This is a genomic window from Flavobacterium granuli (assembly GCF_900129705.1).
GTDB classification, from domain to species: Bacteria; Bacteroidota; Bacteroidia; order Flavobacteriales; family Flavobacteriaceae; genus Flavobacterium; species Flavobacterium granuli.
Genome location: NZ_FQWO01000007.1, coordinates 19,332 through 34,851, shown reverse-complemented (window position 1 = coordinate 34,851; position 15,520 = coordinate 19,332). Strand labels below are relative to the sequence as shown.

Genomic DNA, 15,520 nt, shown 5'->3' with positions numbered 1-15,520 from the left:
TTTATAAAATGATAAAATGCTATTGTGGTTCACAACTCGAATTTGAAAACTGTTGCAAACCCTATATCAGTGGAACGAAACATGCACCTACAGCGGAGGCTTTGATGCGTTCCCGTTATTCCGCTTTTGCTACCCATAACGCAGATTATTTAGTAGCAACTACCCATTTTTCAACCCGCAAGCACCATAAAAGAGAGGATATTCTAGAATGGGCAACAAGCAATCAATGGATTAAATTGTTGGTATTGAATTCCTCAATAAATTCAGTGACTTTTAAGGCTTTTTATATCAATAACCAACTTCAATCTGAGATTCATCATGAACACTCTATTTTTAAACTTGAAAATGGGAAATGGTATTATGTTGACGGTACTTTTTTCTAAAAAGCTACGCTACACTTGACAAAATGACCAAACTAGAGTTCTAGCTTATTTGTACACCGGATATATTTTGGTTGAAATAGTATTGCTTGTTTGTTAGATAAGTACTAATTTATAGTACCTTACAACGTTGGCTGTCTATACAGCCAATTTAAACAGCCATGAAAAATAACTTTGAAGCACTTATTGCTTCATATATTGAAAATAAAGTAGGGATTTCTGAAAATTTTTTAAGCGATGATTTAGCGAACAATCTGAAACAAAATTTACTTGCTTTGCAGCAAAAAAGTTTATTGATCGAAGCAGGAACAGGAAATTCAGAACTTATTTCTTATGATAGTGCCGTGAGAAGTGATTCAATTTATTGGTTAGATAAGAAAAACAATAATTCGTTTGAGAATGTTTTTTTTAAGCAGATAGAAGCTTTTATAATCTATTTAAATCAAAGTTGCTACACCGGAATAACGGGCTACGAGTTTCACTATTCCTTATACGAAAAAGGCGATTTTTACCTGAAACACTTAGATCAGTTCAAGAATAATCCCAGCCGAAAATACTCCATGATCAGTTATTTAAACAGCAATTGGCAAAGTAGTGACGGAGGAGAACTATTGATACATCAACTCAATAACAATCAAAAAATAGCACCAACTCAAGGGAAAACCGTTTTCTTTAAAAGTGATGAATTAGTACATGAGGTTTTGGTAACACAAAAGACCAGAATGAGTATTACAGGATGGTTAAAATGCGATTAAGAAATAAAACAGATTAGAAAAAACTCAATTATTCCTTCTGATTTCCTGTACTATTTTTTGAGTTCTTCGGTCGGCATACATTCTATTTAAAGCGGTAAATGACCAAATGCAAGCCGGAATCCATCCAATAATTGTGATTTGTAAAAACAAGCAAATAACTCCAGACAGAATTTTTCCTTGTAATATTAAAGACAACCAAGGTAAAAAAAAGGCAATTACATATCTCATGTTTTTGGTTTCGTTTTTTGGCAGAGCATTTATTAGTGAACTCTTTCTAATTCTAGTTTTAATTGATTGTTTTCTTGTTCTAATTTTTCAATATCCTTTTTCAAGGATTGAATTTGATTATGAATCAGATTGATTTCTTCCCTTTTCTCTTCGGCGGTTCTAAAAAATTTAAAATCGGAAGCATCGATTAATTTTTTTTTGAAGATTTCCAAATTGTTATTATTGTCCGAAAGAGTATTTTGGATTTCCAAAAGTCTATTGGTAATCGTTTCTTTTTTTTCTCTAGCAATTCTTTCTGCTTCCATTTGTTCTTGTTCAGCGAGCAGTTTTTTTTGCTGTTCAATCTCTTTTTGTTGTATCAGGTATTGTTGGTTGTCTTTTTCAGTAATCCTGTTTTTTAATTCTAAGTCGGCTCTTCTGTTTTCACGAACTATATTAAAAATAAATGTACCAATAATTAGAAGCAATAAGGTGGAAGCTAAATAAAAGTAGCTTCTTTTGATTCCAAAAATAAGATGATTTTTTTTGATCTTTTCGACTTCAGGTATCGGTGCACTTACTTTTATAGGTGGCGGTACAATCATTAGAAGACTCCTCAATTCAGGTACTTCGCCAGCATTTTTCCAATCCACCATGCCTTGACACCAAACCGGAGTTGTACTGGTAATTTTCTTAGTTTTTAATTCCTCCAGTCCAAATGGACCGCTACTTTCATTTCCGTCGTGTAGGTAATAAGTGTTCATTTTAGTATTGAGGCTTTTTATTTTTTGCGATTCTTTATATTTCAAAAGTACAAAAACAAATCATTTTTATGAGTTGTTTTTTCGAATTCATATCGGATGTTATACTTGAAATTAAGTTTCGAAAAATGGAATTATTCTTTTAGAATTTTCCGTAGACGTTTGTGATAAATTTTCCGTTCAAAAAGAGGAAAGGATCAATTTGGCTTTGAAGCAAAATACCGGAATAATTGCCTTCAAGTAGCAGTTGAGCCGCTTGGGCTAATGGAGCTGCCGTTGTGGTTTGAATGGCTCGCAATTGATTTTTACCTACTTTTAGAGGAAGTATTTGTTTTACAATTTCGCGTCTGCGCAAAATACCTTCTTCATCTTTACCTTCTACTGCGGCATAGAGTACAATTTGATCGTCTTCAATATGTGGTATGACGGATTCCATTTTTTGCTGCAGCTGTTTAATGAGGTCATTGGAGTTTTTAAAATTCGAAATTTGCTTATCAACCCAAGCATAATGTCCCGGAAATCGCAAGGTTTTGTAGCTCAGTGAATTTACTTTTCCAATAAGTGCATCCGGTAAATCGGCTGCGCCACCAGAGGTTAAATCTTCCTCATAAGCGGTGCCGTTAATGATAATTGTGGCTCTTTCGGATAAGGAAGGAAGTGTGGTTTTGATATAGTTTCTCAGTACAATTGTATCTTTAAGATATTCTGTGGCAACACCTACTGGGCTCCAAGTAAAACCATAAAAATGGGGAGCTACGGCATGCTTTGTAAGCGCTCCTACTTTTAACTCCAATTTATCGACGGTATTCACTTTATAGTCTTTACAAAATTGTAGAAAAAGACCATGAGCAAGCAAATCAATATAGCCGGGTGCAAGACCGGTTTGAAGTATAAAGGCTGTTTTAGCTCCTTTGGCCAAAGTTATTATTTTTTCGGTCTCTGAAACGTATTCTGTAAGGTTTGCATAATGCAGTTCGTAGTCCTTGGCAAACTGCGCTATTCTAGGTGCCTGACTACCGGGTAAGCAGTCGAGAATGATATCTCCTTGCTGTAGGATGGCTTTCATTTCGTCAGAAATTCCATTTTCTGGTAAATGATAAGCTTTGATATTAGAGGGTTTTGTACTGCCTTCTTGAATCCATTGGGCTACATTTTGAGCTTTGGGAAGACTCCTGTCGCCAATGAAAATAGTTGGAGTCAGTTCACTCCATTCGTTCAATAGTAAGGCAACAGCTTCGGCAATACCACCAGCGCCGGCAATAATAATGTTATAATGCTTTTTCATATCTTAAAGTTACGTTTTTTTTCTTGAAATACTATTTAAGAAAATTTTACGCTTTCTATTTTGGGTTTTACCGAGATAGTTTTTTTGTTATCAAATCTAAGCAATGCTGAATTGTAGATTTTGCGAGAGGAAAAAGTCAGACTAAAAAAGTGTTCCCTGCACAAAGGAGGAATTTGGATTATTATTAAACATAAAATGGTCGATTATTTCAAATTGTTTTTTGTTTGGATCAAAACGGCGCAAAGTAACATTGTCACAAAGAAAATTCATGTCGACGTGAGTAAATGTTCGGTAGGCTGTTGTTAGTTGATCCGATTTTAGTTGGCGTCCAATGGAAAGATGGGGTTCGTTATTTTTAAAAAGTGTTTTAGTGCGAAAGAATTGATGGATGTGTTTGATTATTTTCTTCAGCTTTTCGGTTGAATTTTCGTCTGGGGCGATAAAAAAAGCGCCGTTAGGATAGTTGTCAAAATGATTCAAACAGACTGTTGTTGGCTCCAGAGCATCTGATATAGTAGCCAGCTGCTTCTTGATGTTCTCGATTTCAGCTTCGGTAGCCATAAATTCATTGATGGTAATATGCGCCAAGGAATTTTTACTGTGAAACCAACCAATTTGATCTGCTAATTGCTCTTTCATGGATTTAACCAAATCAATAATAACATCGGGTGGACTGATTACTAGGGAATAACGATTCTGCATACTATGATAATTAATTTCCTTTTATTCGGTTTAAAATTCTGTTCAGCAATAGTTTTCCATCTCGTTTTTGTTTTGGCACTTCGATTGCTTTTAAGCCGGAATCAGTTACGATAAATTGATAACTGAAAGCAAACTGTGGATCTTTAGGATTATCGTTCAAGAGGCCAAAACGCAAATCATTGAAGTACAAGTTTTCATTTTGTTGAGAAATGATATACCAGCCTTCACTCACTTTTTTGAGCTTTTCAAAATCAGAGTTTCCTTTTAATTTCGATTCTAAAGTTGTGTTTTTCGAATAAGAAGTAAAAGAAATAGCTTGGCTGTCCAGAAGCGAATAATCGCCAAGTAAGTAATCATCTGCTGTAGACACGTTTGCATTCCATAAAATGAGATTAAAAGCCGTTGGTTTTACTATAATTTCAGTATATTGGATTCCTTGGTTCTTCAATGCCTTTTCAAATTGATTTAAAGCATATAATTTTATAAAGCAGGATAAAATCAGGTAAGCACTGCTAATGAATAAGCCTTTCCAAACGTATTTTTGACGAAGCGGTATTTCTTTTGTTTTCCAAAGCATTACTAGCGTGATAAGTAAGGGAATAGTATACAAAGGATCAATTACAAATATAGTTTTTAGAGCAAAACGATGCTCAAGTGGCCATAAAATTTGTGTCCCCCAAGAAGTAAACATATCGAGTAGTACGTGGGTGAAGAGGCACCAAAAAACCATATTTGTAGCACTAAGGAAGTTTATTTTTCCTCTTTCAATTTTGCTAACAAGCCAGCCAAAAAAAGGCGATAGAAAAAGAAATAAAAAAAGAGAATGACTAAGACCTCGGTGAATTCTAATTCCCTCAACAGCTGTTAGGAATAAACCCACTAAAACATCTATATCAGGAATTGTTCCCAAAATAGCACCGTATAAAAAGCTGCTGTTTTTAAGTTTTTTCCCTGCACAAACTTCGGCAACGGCAATTCCTAAAGCAATTTGGGTTATTGAATCCATTTATAATTTTACGGTTGATTGTATTATTTTTACGGGCTTTAAAAAGAGAAAAGTTATTTAGAAAATAGGAGCGGGCAATAAAACTCAAATATTTTTCTAAATAACTTTTCAGTTTGACAGTAATGAAATCTATCTGTTAAATGGATTTCTATTAATAACGTCTTTTATTTTGGCCTTTAAATTTTCGCCAGTGTCATAAATCATTTGTTCATTACTAGGAAAAGGAACGGCTTTTTTGTCAAAATAAGAGTAGTAATTATCGTCAGAAGCGCGTTTGTCCCCTTTATAAGTAGCATAGATATTCTCAAAAATATATTCACTGCTTATCGGAAAAGATTGTAAAAGTTGATTGTTTTTATAATTTATGTAATCCACTTTTGCGGTGACTTGAGAGGATTTAAATTGTCTGAATTCATAAATCTGAACCGTTACTTTTCTAAGATTGTCCACCATAACCACTTTGCCATCCTTGTCCAATACTTCTTTTCCATTGGCATCTAATAGTTTCTTAACACCGTCTTTTATTTGACGCTCTTTGATAAATTCTCGCTCTTTGATTTGCTCAGGCGAAATGTTTATTTCTCTAAAATTAATCATCATCGTATAATCATAATTAATGCCTTTTTGCTTGTTACTGTGGTAAACGGTCCATTTGTCATTTAACCCATAGGTACTAAAATCCAACAAATCGTTGCGCAAACGAACGGGGATAATCATGTTGGTTTCATTTTTAGTATTAACCATAACATAATCGTTTCCTTTAAATTTAGCATCATCCATCAATTTCAAGACATCCTTGTAGTTTGGATTTATCTGATTCAAATAAGCTAAATCATCATAAGCCTTGCGAAAATTCATTTTATCAGAAGTCAAAAGCAATTTTTTTGCATTGGAATACAAATAAGCCGATAAAGCATTTTTACTGTCTATGATTTGGTCATTATAATTATCAAAAGGAAAAATAGCATTTCTACCTTCATTAATTAATCGCAAGGGAAGCAAAGGTTTGATTTTTTCCTGGCGCTCATTTAATTGCAAGTAGGTCGTATACATTTTTTCTAATTGCGCCGGATTAGCATCTTTGGCCAATAAATTTATATAATTTAAATCTCGTTCTTTGGCTTTAGCAAAGGCTTCTTCGAGAATATACACATAGTCTTGTTTCCCTTTTTTGTCTTTGTTTGTTCTTAAGTTTGATACCGCATTATTAATCGCTTCATTATAATTCCCTGACGAAAGCAGACTACGTGTTTGTTTAGCTCCACAAGCAGCCACAAGGATTATAAAGGAAAATAAAAGTATAGTTTTTTTCATAGGTTAAATTTTAAACAAATATATTTTTTTTAAATTGGAAACTCAAAATCATTGCCATAAAAAAACCACCAAACAACTATTTGGTGGTTTTCTAATTTATTCAGTATGAAGTATTAATTTCTATTGCAATTTAATATTTTTAATAGATGTAATTAATGTCCTCCAGCTATTTTTGAGTCAAAATTAATTCCTTGACTTTTAAGGATTCCGCTTACTTTCCAAGCATAGAATGCTAAGTAGGCAAAGCACAAAACTCCAACGATATAACTGTTTTGGATACCAATGGTCTCCGAGATAAAACCTTGTAACCAACTGATAATTCCTCCACCCATGATCATCATGATTAAGAAGCTACTTCCTTGGCTGGTATTTTTACCTAAGCCACTTACTGCTAAAGTAAAGATACAAGGCCACAAGGTACTACAGAACAAACCAACGCTTGTAATAGCATAAACACTAACCATTCCATGGGTAAACATTCCTATTAAAAGGGCTAAAATTCCTAAAGATGAGAATATAAGTAGCATTCTGGCAGGGTTTCCTTTACTGGCAATATCAGCTGCAATAAGTACAAGAATGATTAAACCATAAACATAAAAAGGAGTTAAATCATGTTTAGCAATTGCATTTACAGCTAAGAATACTCCAAAAGCTAAATAAGGAGCTAAAAAACGCAATATTTTTCTCAAACTAAGATCATTGGTAAAAGCTTCAACAGCTCCAGTCCAACGACCAATCATCAAACTCGCCCAGTATAAAGAAATGTATGGAGCAACTTCATGTGTCAAAAATCCTAAATGGGTTTCCATATATGCCGGTAAATTACTGGCTGTAGATACTTCAACTCCAACATATAAAAAGATGGCAATCATTCCTAAAACCAATTGAGGATATTGCAATGCTGATTTTTTTGTAGAAGCATTTTCATCAGCCACTTCTAAAATGGTTGCCGGACGCTCTGGAATAGATGAAAATTTCAATAAGATCGCTACTAACAAGAAGGCAAGTCCTAAGATAAGATAAGGGATTTTTACACTTTCTATACTCATATTAGTACTTCCGTTTGTATTGGTTCCAAAAATGGCAAAACTAACGATAAGCGGACCAATGGTAGTTCCTAGATTGTTGATTCCTCCGGCCATAGTCAAACGCTGGGAACCAGTTGAAATAGGTCCTAATGCAATAGCTAGTGGATTGGCAACAGTTTGTTGTAAAGAGAAACCCAATGCCACAATAAATAAACCGGATAACATTAAAGGAAATGAACCTGTATTGGCAGCCGGATAAAATAATAAGGTTCCTAAAGCTGAAATAGCCAATCCTAAAGCTAATCCATTTTTGTAACCTATTTTGTTTACAATATCTTCTTTAATTAAAACAGAAATTCCCATGTATATCAGTGAACCTACTGTATAGGCTATATAAAAAGCTAATGAGACTAATTGACTTTCGCCTTGTGTTAGATTAAAGGCTGTTTTGAAAACTGGAATTAAAATATCATTACTGGCAGCAACAAATCCCCAAAAAAAGAAGACAATGGCTAAAGGGATAAATTGCCCCCATTTGGTTTGCGAATTTTCTGAATTCATAATTAAAGTTAGGTTAAATTTTTAGATTATTAAATTAGTTCAGTTGGTAAAAGTATCTTTTAAGTAAATTAAAAAAAAATTATTTATAAGAAAATTGATTAAAATTATACAATCGACAATATTTCTATTATCAACGGCCTATTTTAATGATTTTGAAAAATTTTTGGGAGTTATTTGTCTTATTCTAAAATCCTTATTTTCACATCCTTACTGTAGTTCCGGCCTATCGGAAGGGTATGAGAATGAACTTGTATTCTATTTCCTTCAATAGATTTTACTTTGTTGACAGCAATAATGTAAGATTTATGGATGCGGGTAAATTGATCTTGCGGCAATTCTTCTGACAAAGAAGTTAATGATTTGTGGGTGATATAGCTTTTATCGGCTGTTACGAGCTTGATGTATTCTTTCATTCCTTCGATAAACAGAATTTCATCGATAATAATTTTTACCATTTTCTTATCTACTTTGATAAAAATATGCGGATCTATTTTAAGGGATTCAATTTTGAAATTATTCTTTAAATTGTAATCGGCTTCGATTTTGTGAATGCATTTGATAAAACGAGGAAGTGGTATGGGTTTTACTAAATAATCCAAAACATCCAATTCGTAACTTTCGGCGGCAAATTCTCTAAAAGCGGTCGTAATTACAACTTTAGTTTTGTTGCCAATTAATCGAATTAATTCAAATCCTGTCATCACCGGCATATGGATTTCTAAAAAGACAACATCTACTGTATTACTGTTTATAAACTCCAAAGCTTCTATGGGATTGCGAAACGTGCCAATGATCTCAAAATCTGTAAAATTAGTGAAGTAATTCAACAATACTTCTGTGGCCAACGGCTCATCATCAATCAAAACACATTTAATCTTCATTTTTGAATGGGTATTTCTAATCGGATGTAATAATTGAATTTTACTGTTTTTTGTGCAGTAAAATTGTTTTGAAAAACCAGTTTCAGTCTCTTTTTAGCAGTAGATAAAACAATCCCTTTCTTGGTTTTTTGCATTTTGTGAAAGTACAAAAATATTTAGTATTTCTAATTCTTGAATCGCTTTGCTGATAATTTTTAAAATGCTCTTGATTATGAGATTATTATTTTGGTGATTGCTGTACTCGAATGTATTTTTAATTAATTGAAGATGATTAATAAAGTAAGGATTTTGATGCCTCAATGTTCGATTTATTATTTGAGGTATTTTATTTATATACTCAAAAAGAATTTGAAAACTAAAATCGGCTTTTATTGGATGAAAATCTCCAATACTATGGATTTAGCCTATTAATGACATCAAAAAACACTTTATTGAATAATTCCTGTCGTTTGTATAAAGTATTGGGTAGTTTGTATAATTTATTTTTGGCAGAAAAACGGTTTAGGTACTTTTATCTCATTGAAAATCAAATAAAATTAACAAAACGAACCGGATTAAAAGCAAGTAAAGGATATTTGTAAAAATAATATTTCTATAATAATTGTCTAATCAATCAATTAAAAAAAATAAAAATGAAAAATGCGTTAAAAATCAAATCGGATATTAGCTATAAAAGCGTAGGTAAATTTGAAGATACCAGATTTGAGAAAATTCACAATGAAATTTTCAAAAACTCCGTCGAAGCTTCTTTAGTTGTCGCTCAAGAAATTGCACAATTAATCAGGTCTAAACAGGAAAAAAACAAGCCATGCGTTCTTGGTTTGGCTACAGGTTCTTCGCCTATAAAAGTGTACGAAGAATTAGTGCGCATGCATAAAGAGGAAGGACTTAGCTTTAAAAATGTTGTCACTTTCAACTTGGATGAATACTATCCAATGACAAAAGAAAACAGTAAGAGTTACCATTATTTCATGCATCAGCACCTTTTCAATCATATTGACATAAAACCGGAAAATATCAATATCCCCGACGGAACTGTTGCAATTGAAGAATTGAATCAGTATTGCGTTGATTATGAGATGAACATTAAAAAAGCCGGTGGTTTGGATTTTCAATTATTGGGTATCGGGCGCACAGGTCACGTAGGTTTCAATGAACCGGGTTCTCATATTAATTCAGGAACGCGAATCATTACATTGGATCATATCACAAGAGTGGATGCGTCTTCGGATTTCAATGGTATTGACAATGTTCCTAAAAGAGCCATCACAATGGGAGTTTCAACCATCTTGAGATCCAAAAGGATTGTATTGATGGCTTGGGGGCAAAACAAGGCCGATATTATAAAGAGAACCATTCAAGGTGATATTAGTTCAGAAATTCCCGCCACTTTCCTGCAAAATCATACCAATGCGACTTTCGTTTTGGATCAGTCAGCAGCTTCAGAACTGACTCGATTCAAAACACCTTGGTTGGTTGGAGAATGCATTTGGACACCGGAACTGAAAAGCAAGGCTATCGTATGGCTTTGTCAAAAAACAAATCAGGCGATTTTAAAATTAACAGACAGGGATTACAATAATAACGGAATGTCGGATCTTTTGGCGCAAGAAGGTTCTGCTTATGACTTGAATATTAATATGTTCAATGTCTTGCAGCATACCATTACCGGATGGCCGGGAGGTAAGCCCAATACAGATGACTCACACAGACCAGAAAGAGCCAATCCTGCCAAGAAAAGAATTATCCTTTTTAGTCCGCATCCGGATGACGACGTGATTTCTATGGGCGGAACTTTTTCGAAACTAATAAAACAAGGACACGATGTTCATGTGGTTTATCAAACTTCCGGCAACATTGCCGTTACGGATGATGAAGCATTAAAATTTGCGGAAGTTTGTAATGATTTTATGGGCAAGGATAAAGGCAATATAGATTTCCAGTCCACTATTGACTTTTTGAATAATAAAAAAGAAAATGAAATCGACTCGCTTGAAGTTAGAAAATTGAAAGGATTAATCAGAAGAAGGGAATCCTACGCTGCCACAAGATATATAGGATTGAAAGATGAAAACACCCATTTTCTAGATTTGCCTTTTTATGAAACCGGGCAAATAAAGAAAAATCCTTTAGCAAAAGAAGACATCGCCATTGTAGCCGATATTATTGCTAAAATTAAGCCGCATCAGGTTTTTGCAGCCGGTGATCTTGCTGATCCGCACGGAACTCATGAGGTTTGTTTGAATGCTATTTTTGCGGCGATGAAGCAATTGAAGTCGGAACCATATATGAACGATTGTTGGTTGTGGTTGTACCGTGGGGCTTGGCATGAGTGGGATTTACATGAAATAGATATGGCTGTTCCTTTAAGTCCGGACGAGGTTTTATTAAAAAGACACGCCATTTTGTATCATCAATCTCAAAAAGACAGAGTTATGTTTCAAGGAAACGACTCCAGAGAATTTTGGGTAAGAGCTGAAGATCGCAACAAGAATACGGCAAAGTTGTACGATGATTTAGGTCTGGCAGAATACGAAGCAATAGAAGCTTTTAAGCGTTTTGATTATTAAAAAACAGCAGCTAAATTTTATTGGACACATAAATAGTTGCAATAATGCATTTTTATGTGCTTAGTTTTAGCTTCTAAAAAAATACCGCGAATTAGCGGTATTTTTTTTTGCTAAGTTTTTTCTGTAGATATAATTTGGAATTAACTAGATTTATAAACCTAAAATTAACCTAAACCATTATTTAAGATGAAATATTTAAAATTGTTCTTTTTCATAGTTGTAATCTTATTATGTTCGGATGTCCAAGGACAAAAGAAATTAGCTGTTATAGCTTACTATACGGGAGATGACAAAAAAATAGATGACTATGAAGTAGATAAACTCACTCATATAATCTACAGTTTCTGTCATCTGAAAGAAGGAAAATTATCCGTTGATAATGCTCAGGATTCGCTGGCGATTAAACATTTGGTTTCGTTAAAAAATAAAAATCCAAAACTTAAAGTGATGTTGTCTTTGGGAGGATGGGGAGGCTGCGCGCCTTGTTCGGAAGCTTTTTCTACGGCTGAAGGACGTAGAGTTTTCGCTGAATCAGTACGGGAAACCAATGCGTATTTTAACTGTGACGGTATCGATTTGGATTGGGAATACCCTACGATTGAAGGACATCCGGGGCATTTGTATCAATTGGCAGACAAGGAAAATTTCACGGAGTTAATAATCATTCTTCGTAAGCTTTTGGGAAACAAAAACGAACTTAGTTTTGCAGCCGGTGGTTTTCAAAAATTTTTGGACGAATCAATAGAATGGAAAAAAATTATGCCATTGGTTGATCGGGTAAATATTATGAGTTACGATTTGGTCAACGGCTATTCAAAGATTACAGGGCATCACACCCCTATATTTAGCACTAATGCGAGTGAAGAATCTACAGATCGAGCGGTAGATTATCTATTGAAGTTAGGAATCCCAGCCAGAAAACTGGTTATCGGAGCCGCTTTTTATACCAGAGTTTGGAAAGAAGTCGCTAATGTTAATAATGGGCTATATCAAGCCGGAATACATACTAGTGGAGTAAATTTTAAAGATTATTCAACTGCGTTTACTGACGAAAAAGGCTGGAAATACCATTGGGACAAAAAGGCAAAAGCGGCTTATTGGTACAATGAAAAAGAACAATTATTTGCCACAGGGGACGATATTTCCAGTGTAATAGAAAAAACAACTTATGCAATTCAAAAAAAATTAGGTGGAATTATGTTTTGGGAACTGGTTTTGGACACGAATAGAAACGGCTTGCTAGAGGCCATATATCAAGTGAAAACAGCAAATTAATGTGTTTTTATGATGAAAAAATAAAGTTAGATTTTCTTAAACCTGATAGTTTTTATCAGGTTTTTTTTCGAGTAAAAAATCAGTATTTTTTTCGTATTTTTGCAGAAAATTTATAAAAGACATTCATGTTAACAGTTAATAATTTATCAGTTCAGTTTGGCAAGCGAATTTTATTCGACGAAGTAAATACCACCTTTACACACGGTAATATCTATGGAGTTATTGGCGCAAACGGTGCTGGAAAATCTACTTTTCTTAAAATTATTTCGGGTGAAATGGATCCTACTTCAGGTCACATTCATTTGGAGCCGGGTAAACGTATGTCGGTTTTGAATCAAAACCACAATATGTTTGATGAACATACCGTGTTAGAAACCGTAATGATGGGGAACAAGGTTTTGTACAAGGTCAAAAAAGAAATGGACGAACTTTACTTAGACTATAATGATAAAAATGCTGATAGGATAGGGGAGTTACAAGTTCAATTTGAAGAAATGAACGGTTGGAACGCCGATTCTGATGCGGCTTCAATGCTATCCAATCTTGGTATTGGTGAAGAACACCATTATACATTGATGGGAGATTTGGAAGGAAAAATTAAAGTACGTGTACTTTTGGCACAAGCTTTATTTGGAAATCCTGATTTGCTTATTATGGATGAGCCTACCAATGACTTGGATTTTGAAACCATTGCTTGGTTAGAGAATTTCTTGGCAAATTACGAAAATACGGTAATTGTAGTATCGCATGACCGTCACTTTTTGGATTCGGTTTGTACTCACATTTCGGATATTGACTTTTCTAAAATTAACCATTATTCAGGAAACTATACTTTTTGGTATGAGTCAAGCCAATTAGCGGCTAAACAACGCGCACAACAAAATAAGAAAGCCGAAGAAAAGAAACAGGAATTAGAAGAATTTATACGTCGTTTTAGTGCGAATGTGGCCAAGTCAAAGCAAGCCACTTCTCGTAAAAAAATGATTAGTAAATTGAATATTTCTGAGATTAAACCATCAAGCCGTCGTTATCCTGCTATTATTTTTGATCAAGAGCGTGAAGCAGGAGATCAGATTTTAAATGTTCAGGGTTTAAGTGCTTCAATCGATGGTGAACTTTTGTTTAAGGATGTCGATTTAAATATGGCCAAAGGCGACAAAATTGTACTTTTTTCCAAAGATTCTCGTGCAACAACCGCTTTCTATGAAATCCTAAACGGAAACCAAAAAGCAGACTCAGGAAGTTTTGATTGGGGTGTAACCACTATTCAATCGTATTTACCTGCTGAAAATCATTCTTTCTTTGAAAATGACTTATCTCTTGTGGACTGGTTGCGTCAATGGGTTAAAACCGAAGAAGAACGTGATGAGGTAAATATTCGTAGTTTCTTAGGGAAAATGATTTTCTCAGGAGAAGAAGCCTTGAAAACCTGTCGTGTATTGTCAGGAGGAGAAAAAGTGCGTTGTATGTTGTCTCGCATGATGATGCAACGTGCCAATGTTGTAATGCTTGACGAACCTACAAATCACTTGGATCTAGAGTCTATTACGGCATTCAATAACTCTTTGAAAAACTTCAAAGGTTCCGTAATCTTCACCACACACGATCATGAGTTTGCACAAACTGTAGGAAATCGTGTAGTGGAGCTAACGCCAAACGGAGTTATCGACAGTTACATGACTTTTGACGAGTATTTGGATGATGAAAAGATTCAAGAACTTAGAGCAAAAATGTATTCTTAAAACATGTTGTTATATATCAAAAATCCCGTTTTCAATGAGAGCGGGATTTTTTTGTGCAGTAATTTGTTATTTTTTCCCTAGAATTTTACTTATTACAAAAATGACGATAACAACTATAACAACTACAATAAAAATTCCAACACCCATTCCTGCTTTAAATATTCCTTCAATTACGGAACAACTCGTAAATGAAATCAATACAATTAAAAGCATTGCTATTCTTGTTAGTTTGTTTTGCATGATTTCTTGGTTTTTAAATTTTTATTTAACAGTGTTTGGAAATCATTTTTTGAATGATTTTGATACTATAAAGATACGATAATTGACAAAATAACTTGTTGCACATTTTTTTTGATATCTTATATAATTTTGTTGATTTTAAATAAAATAATTTTGGAGCTTTTTATTTAAAGTTGATACTTTTATACTTAAAAAAAACTCAGGCCATAATTCAAAATTCCTAACTCATAATTCTTATATTTGCAAAACCAAACCCAATCTTTACTATGACTCAAAAAGTATTGCTCAATTCCAAAGAAGTCAATATCATTCTACATCGTTTGGCTTGCCAGTTAATTGAAAAGCACCTTGATTTTTCGGATACTATTTTGGTAGGAATACAGCCAAGGGGAACTTTTCTGGCAGAACGATTGAAAGAGATATTAGAAAAAGAATACAATACACCTGAAATTAAACTGGGGTATCTGGATATTACGTTCTTTAGAGATGATTTTCGTAGAACCGACAAACCATTGGAAGCCAATAAAACCAAAATTGATTTTATAGTCGAAAACAAAAAAGTCATTTTTATTGATGATGTTTTGTATACGGGTAGAAGCATTCGATCCGCATTGACTGCGATTCAATCCTTTGGAAGGCCTTCGGAAATTGAATTGTTGGTTTTAATTGACAGACGCTTTAGCCGTAATTTACCCATACAACCAGATTATAGAGGAAGACAGGTAGATGCCATCAATGATGAAAAAGTAAAAGTGAATTGGAAAGAAAATGAAGGGGAAGACGGGGTCTTTTTAATTAATAATAATCAATAAA

General features: G+C 34.0%; 15 protein-coding genes. 6 read left to right on the top strand and 9 right to left on the bottom strand.

Annotated features, from left to right (window positions below; all coding sequences use genetic code 11):
• Positions 1–8: 8 nt before the first annotated feature.
• Positions 9–383 (top strand): YchJ family protein, encoded by a 375-nt coding sequence (locus BUB25_RS10305; protein WP_072943931.1) that lies wholly within the window; start codon positions 9–11, stop codon positions 381–383.
• Positions 384–541: 158 nt separating this feature from the next.
• Positions 542–1,135 (top strand): 2OG-Fe(II) oxygenase, encoded by a 594-nt coding sequence (locus BUB25_RS10300; RefSeq protein ID WP_072943930.1) that lies wholly within the window; start codon positions 542–544, stop codon positions 1,133–1,135.
• Positions 1,136–1,159: 24 nt separating this feature from the next.
• On the opposite strand, the gene BUB25_RS10295 is transcribed toward BUB25_RS10300, so the two are convergent.
• From BUB25_RS10295 to BUB25_RS10260, 8 genes are all read right to left on the bottom strand, one after another.
• Positions 1,160–1,363, bottom strand: a complete 204-nt coding sequence (locus tag BUB25_RS10295) for a YqaE/Pmp3 family membrane protein (RefSeq protein WP_072943928.1) — start codon at positions 1,361–1,363, stop codon at positions 1,160–1,162.
• A 32-nt stretch (positions 1,364–1,395) separates the two neighbouring features.
• The gene (locus BUB25_RS10290) at positions 1,396–2,106 is read right to left on the bottom strand and encodes a GYF domain-containing protein (RefSeq protein WP_139256905.1); all 711 of its coding nucleotides are present in this window, start codon (positions 2,104–2,106) and stop codon (positions 1,396–1,398) included.
• A 139-nt stretch (positions 2,107–2,245) separates the two neighbouring features.
• On the bottom strand, positions 2,246–3,388 hold the full coding sequence (locus tag BUB25_RS10285) for a saccharopine dehydrogenase family protein (RefSeq protein ID WP_072943895.1): 1,143 nt from the start codon (positions 3,386–3,388) through the stop codon (positions 2,246–2,248).
• 141 nt (positions 3,389–3,529) lie between these two features.
• Complete coding sequence (locus BUB25_RS10280) at positions 3,530–4,090, bottom strand: 2'-5' RNA ligase family protein (RefSeq protein WP_084089494.1); 561 nt, start codon at positions 4,088–4,090, stop codon at positions 3,530–3,532.
• A gap of 10 nt (positions 4,091–4,100) precedes the next feature.
• Entirely contained in the window at positions 4,101–5,096 is a 996-nt protein-coding gene (locus tag BUB25_RS10275; protein WP_072943893.1) for a metal-dependent hydrolase, read from the bottom strand.
• 129 nt (positions 5,097–5,225) lie between these two features.
• The gene (locus BUB25_RS10270; RefSeq protein WP_072943891.1) at positions 5,226–6,410 is read right to left on the bottom strand and encodes a hypothetical protein; all 1,185 of its coding nucleotides are present in this window, start codon (positions 6,408–6,410) and stop codon (positions 5,226–5,228) included.
• 152 nt (positions 6,411–6,562) lie between these two features.
• Entirely contained in the window at positions 6,563–7,999 is a 1,437-nt protein-coding gene (locus tag BUB25_RS10265) for an MFS transporter (protein WP_072943888.1), read from the bottom strand.
• Between the two features lie 179 nt (positions 8,000–8,178).
• On the bottom strand, positions 8,179–8,880 hold the full coding sequence (locus BUB25_RS10260; protein WP_072943886.1) for a LytR/AlgR family response regulator transcription factor: 702 nt from the start codon (positions 8,878–8,880) through the stop codon (positions 8,179–8,181).
• A 632-nt stretch (positions 8,881–9,512) separates the two neighbouring features.
• On the opposite strand from BUB25_RS10260, the gene nagB reads away from it, so the two are divergent.
• The 3 genes from nagB (at position 9,513) to BUB25_RS10245 (ending at position 14,467) form a co-directional block, all read left to right on the top strand.
• Positions 9,513–11,450, top strand: a complete 1,938-nt coding sequence (gene nagB / locus BUB25_RS10255) for a glucosamine-6-phosphate deaminase (RefSeq protein WP_072943884.1) — start codon at positions 9,513–9,515, stop codon at positions 11,448–11,450.
• A gap of 186 nt (positions 11,451–11,636) precedes the next feature.
• Entirely contained in the window at positions 11,637–12,725 is a 1,089-nt protein-coding gene (locus tag BUB25_RS10250; protein WP_072943882.1) for a glycoside hydrolase family 18 protein, read from the top strand.
• 125 nt (positions 12,726–12,850) lie between these two features.
• Positions 12,851–14,467 carry an ABC-F family ATP-binding cassette domain-containing protein gene (locus BUB25_RS10245; RefSeq protein WP_072943881.1) on the top strand — a complete coding sequence of 539 codons (1,617 nt, stop codon included), beginning with the start codon at positions 12,851–12,853 and terminating at the stop codon, positions 14,465–14,467.
• 66 nt (positions 14,468–14,533) lie between these two features.
• Here BUB25_RS10245 and BUB25_RS16620 read toward each other — a convergent pair whose 3' ends face one another.
• Positions 14,534–14,707 carry a hypothetical protein gene (locus tag BUB25_RS16620; RefSeq protein WP_170066900.1) on the bottom strand — a complete coding sequence of 58 codons (174 nt, stop codon included), beginning with the start codon at positions 14,705–14,707 and terminating at the stop codon, positions 14,534–14,536.
• Between the two features lie 266 nt (positions 14,708–14,973).
• Between BUB25_RS16620 and pyrR the strand changes: the two genes are divergently transcribed.
• A complete protein-coding gene (gene pyrR / locus BUB25_RS10240) occupies positions 14,974–15,519 on the top strand; it encodes a bifunctional pyr operon transcriptional regulator/uracil phosphoribosyltransferase PyrR (protein WP_072943879.1) in 546 nt (181 codons plus the stop codon).
• The last annotated feature ends 1 nt before the right edge of the window (position 15,520 follow it).

Excerpts from the sequence above, each read along its gene's own strand:
- BUB25_RS10305 (WP_072943931.1), top strand. The coding sequence starts at position 9 with ATGATAAAATGCTATTGTGGTTCACAACTCGAATTTGAAAACTGTTGC.
- BUB25_RS10300 (WP_072943930.1), top strand. The coding sequence starts at position 542 with ATGAAAAATAACTTTGAAGCACTTATTGCTTCATATATTGAAAATAAA.
- BUB25_RS10295 (WP_072943928.1), bottom strand. The coding sequence starts at position 1,363 with ATGAGATATGTAATTGCCTTTTTTTTACCTTGGTTGTCTTTAATATTA.
- BUB25_RS10290 (WP_139256905.1), bottom strand. The coding sequence starts at position 2,106 with ATGAACACTTATTACCTACACGACGGAAATGAAAGTAGCGGTCCATTT.
- BUB25_RS10285 (WP_072943895.1), bottom strand. The coding sequence starts at position 3,388 with ATGAAAAAGCATTATAACATTATTATTGCCGGCGCTGGTGGTATTGCC.
- BUB25_RS10280 (WP_084089494.1), bottom strand. The coding sequence starts at position 4,090 with ATGCAGAATCGTTATTCCCTAGTAATCAGTCCACCCGATGTTATTATT.
- BUB25_RS10275 (WP_072943893.1), bottom strand. The coding sequence starts at position 5,096 with ATGGATTCAATAACCCAAATTGCTTTAGGAATTGCCGTTGCCGAAGTT.
- BUB25_RS10270 (WP_072943891.1), bottom strand. The coding sequence starts at position 6,410 with ATGAAAAAAACTATACTTTTATTTTCCTTTATAATCCTTGTGGCTGCT.
- BUB25_RS10265 (WP_072943888.1), bottom strand. The coding sequence starts at position 7,999 with ATGAATTCAGAAAATTCGCAAACCAAATGGGGGCAATTTATCCCTTTA.
- BUB25_RS10260 (WP_072943886.1), bottom strand. The coding sequence starts at position 8,880 with ATGAAGATTAAATGTGTTTTGATTGATGATGAGCCGTTGGCCACAGAA.
- nagB (WP_072943884.1), top strand. The coding sequence starts at position 9,513 with ATGAAAAATGCGTTAAAAATCAAATCGGATATTAGCTATAAAAGCGTA.
- BUB25_RS10250 (WP_072943882.1), top strand. The coding sequence starts at position 11,637 with ATGAAATATTTAAAATTGTTCTTTTTCATAGTTGTAATCTTATTATGT.
- BUB25_RS10245 (WP_072943881.1), top strand. The coding sequence starts at position 12,851 with ATGTTAACAGTTAATAATTTATCAGTTCAGTTTGGCAAGCGAATTTTA.
- BUB25_RS16620 (WP_170066900.1), bottom strand. The coding sequence starts at position 14,707 with ATGCAAAACAAACTAACAAGAATAGCAATGCTTTTAATTGTATTGATT.
- pyrR (WP_072943879.1), top strand. The coding sequence starts at position 14,974 with ATGACTCAAAAAGTATTGCTCAATTCCAAAGAAGTCAATATCATTCTA.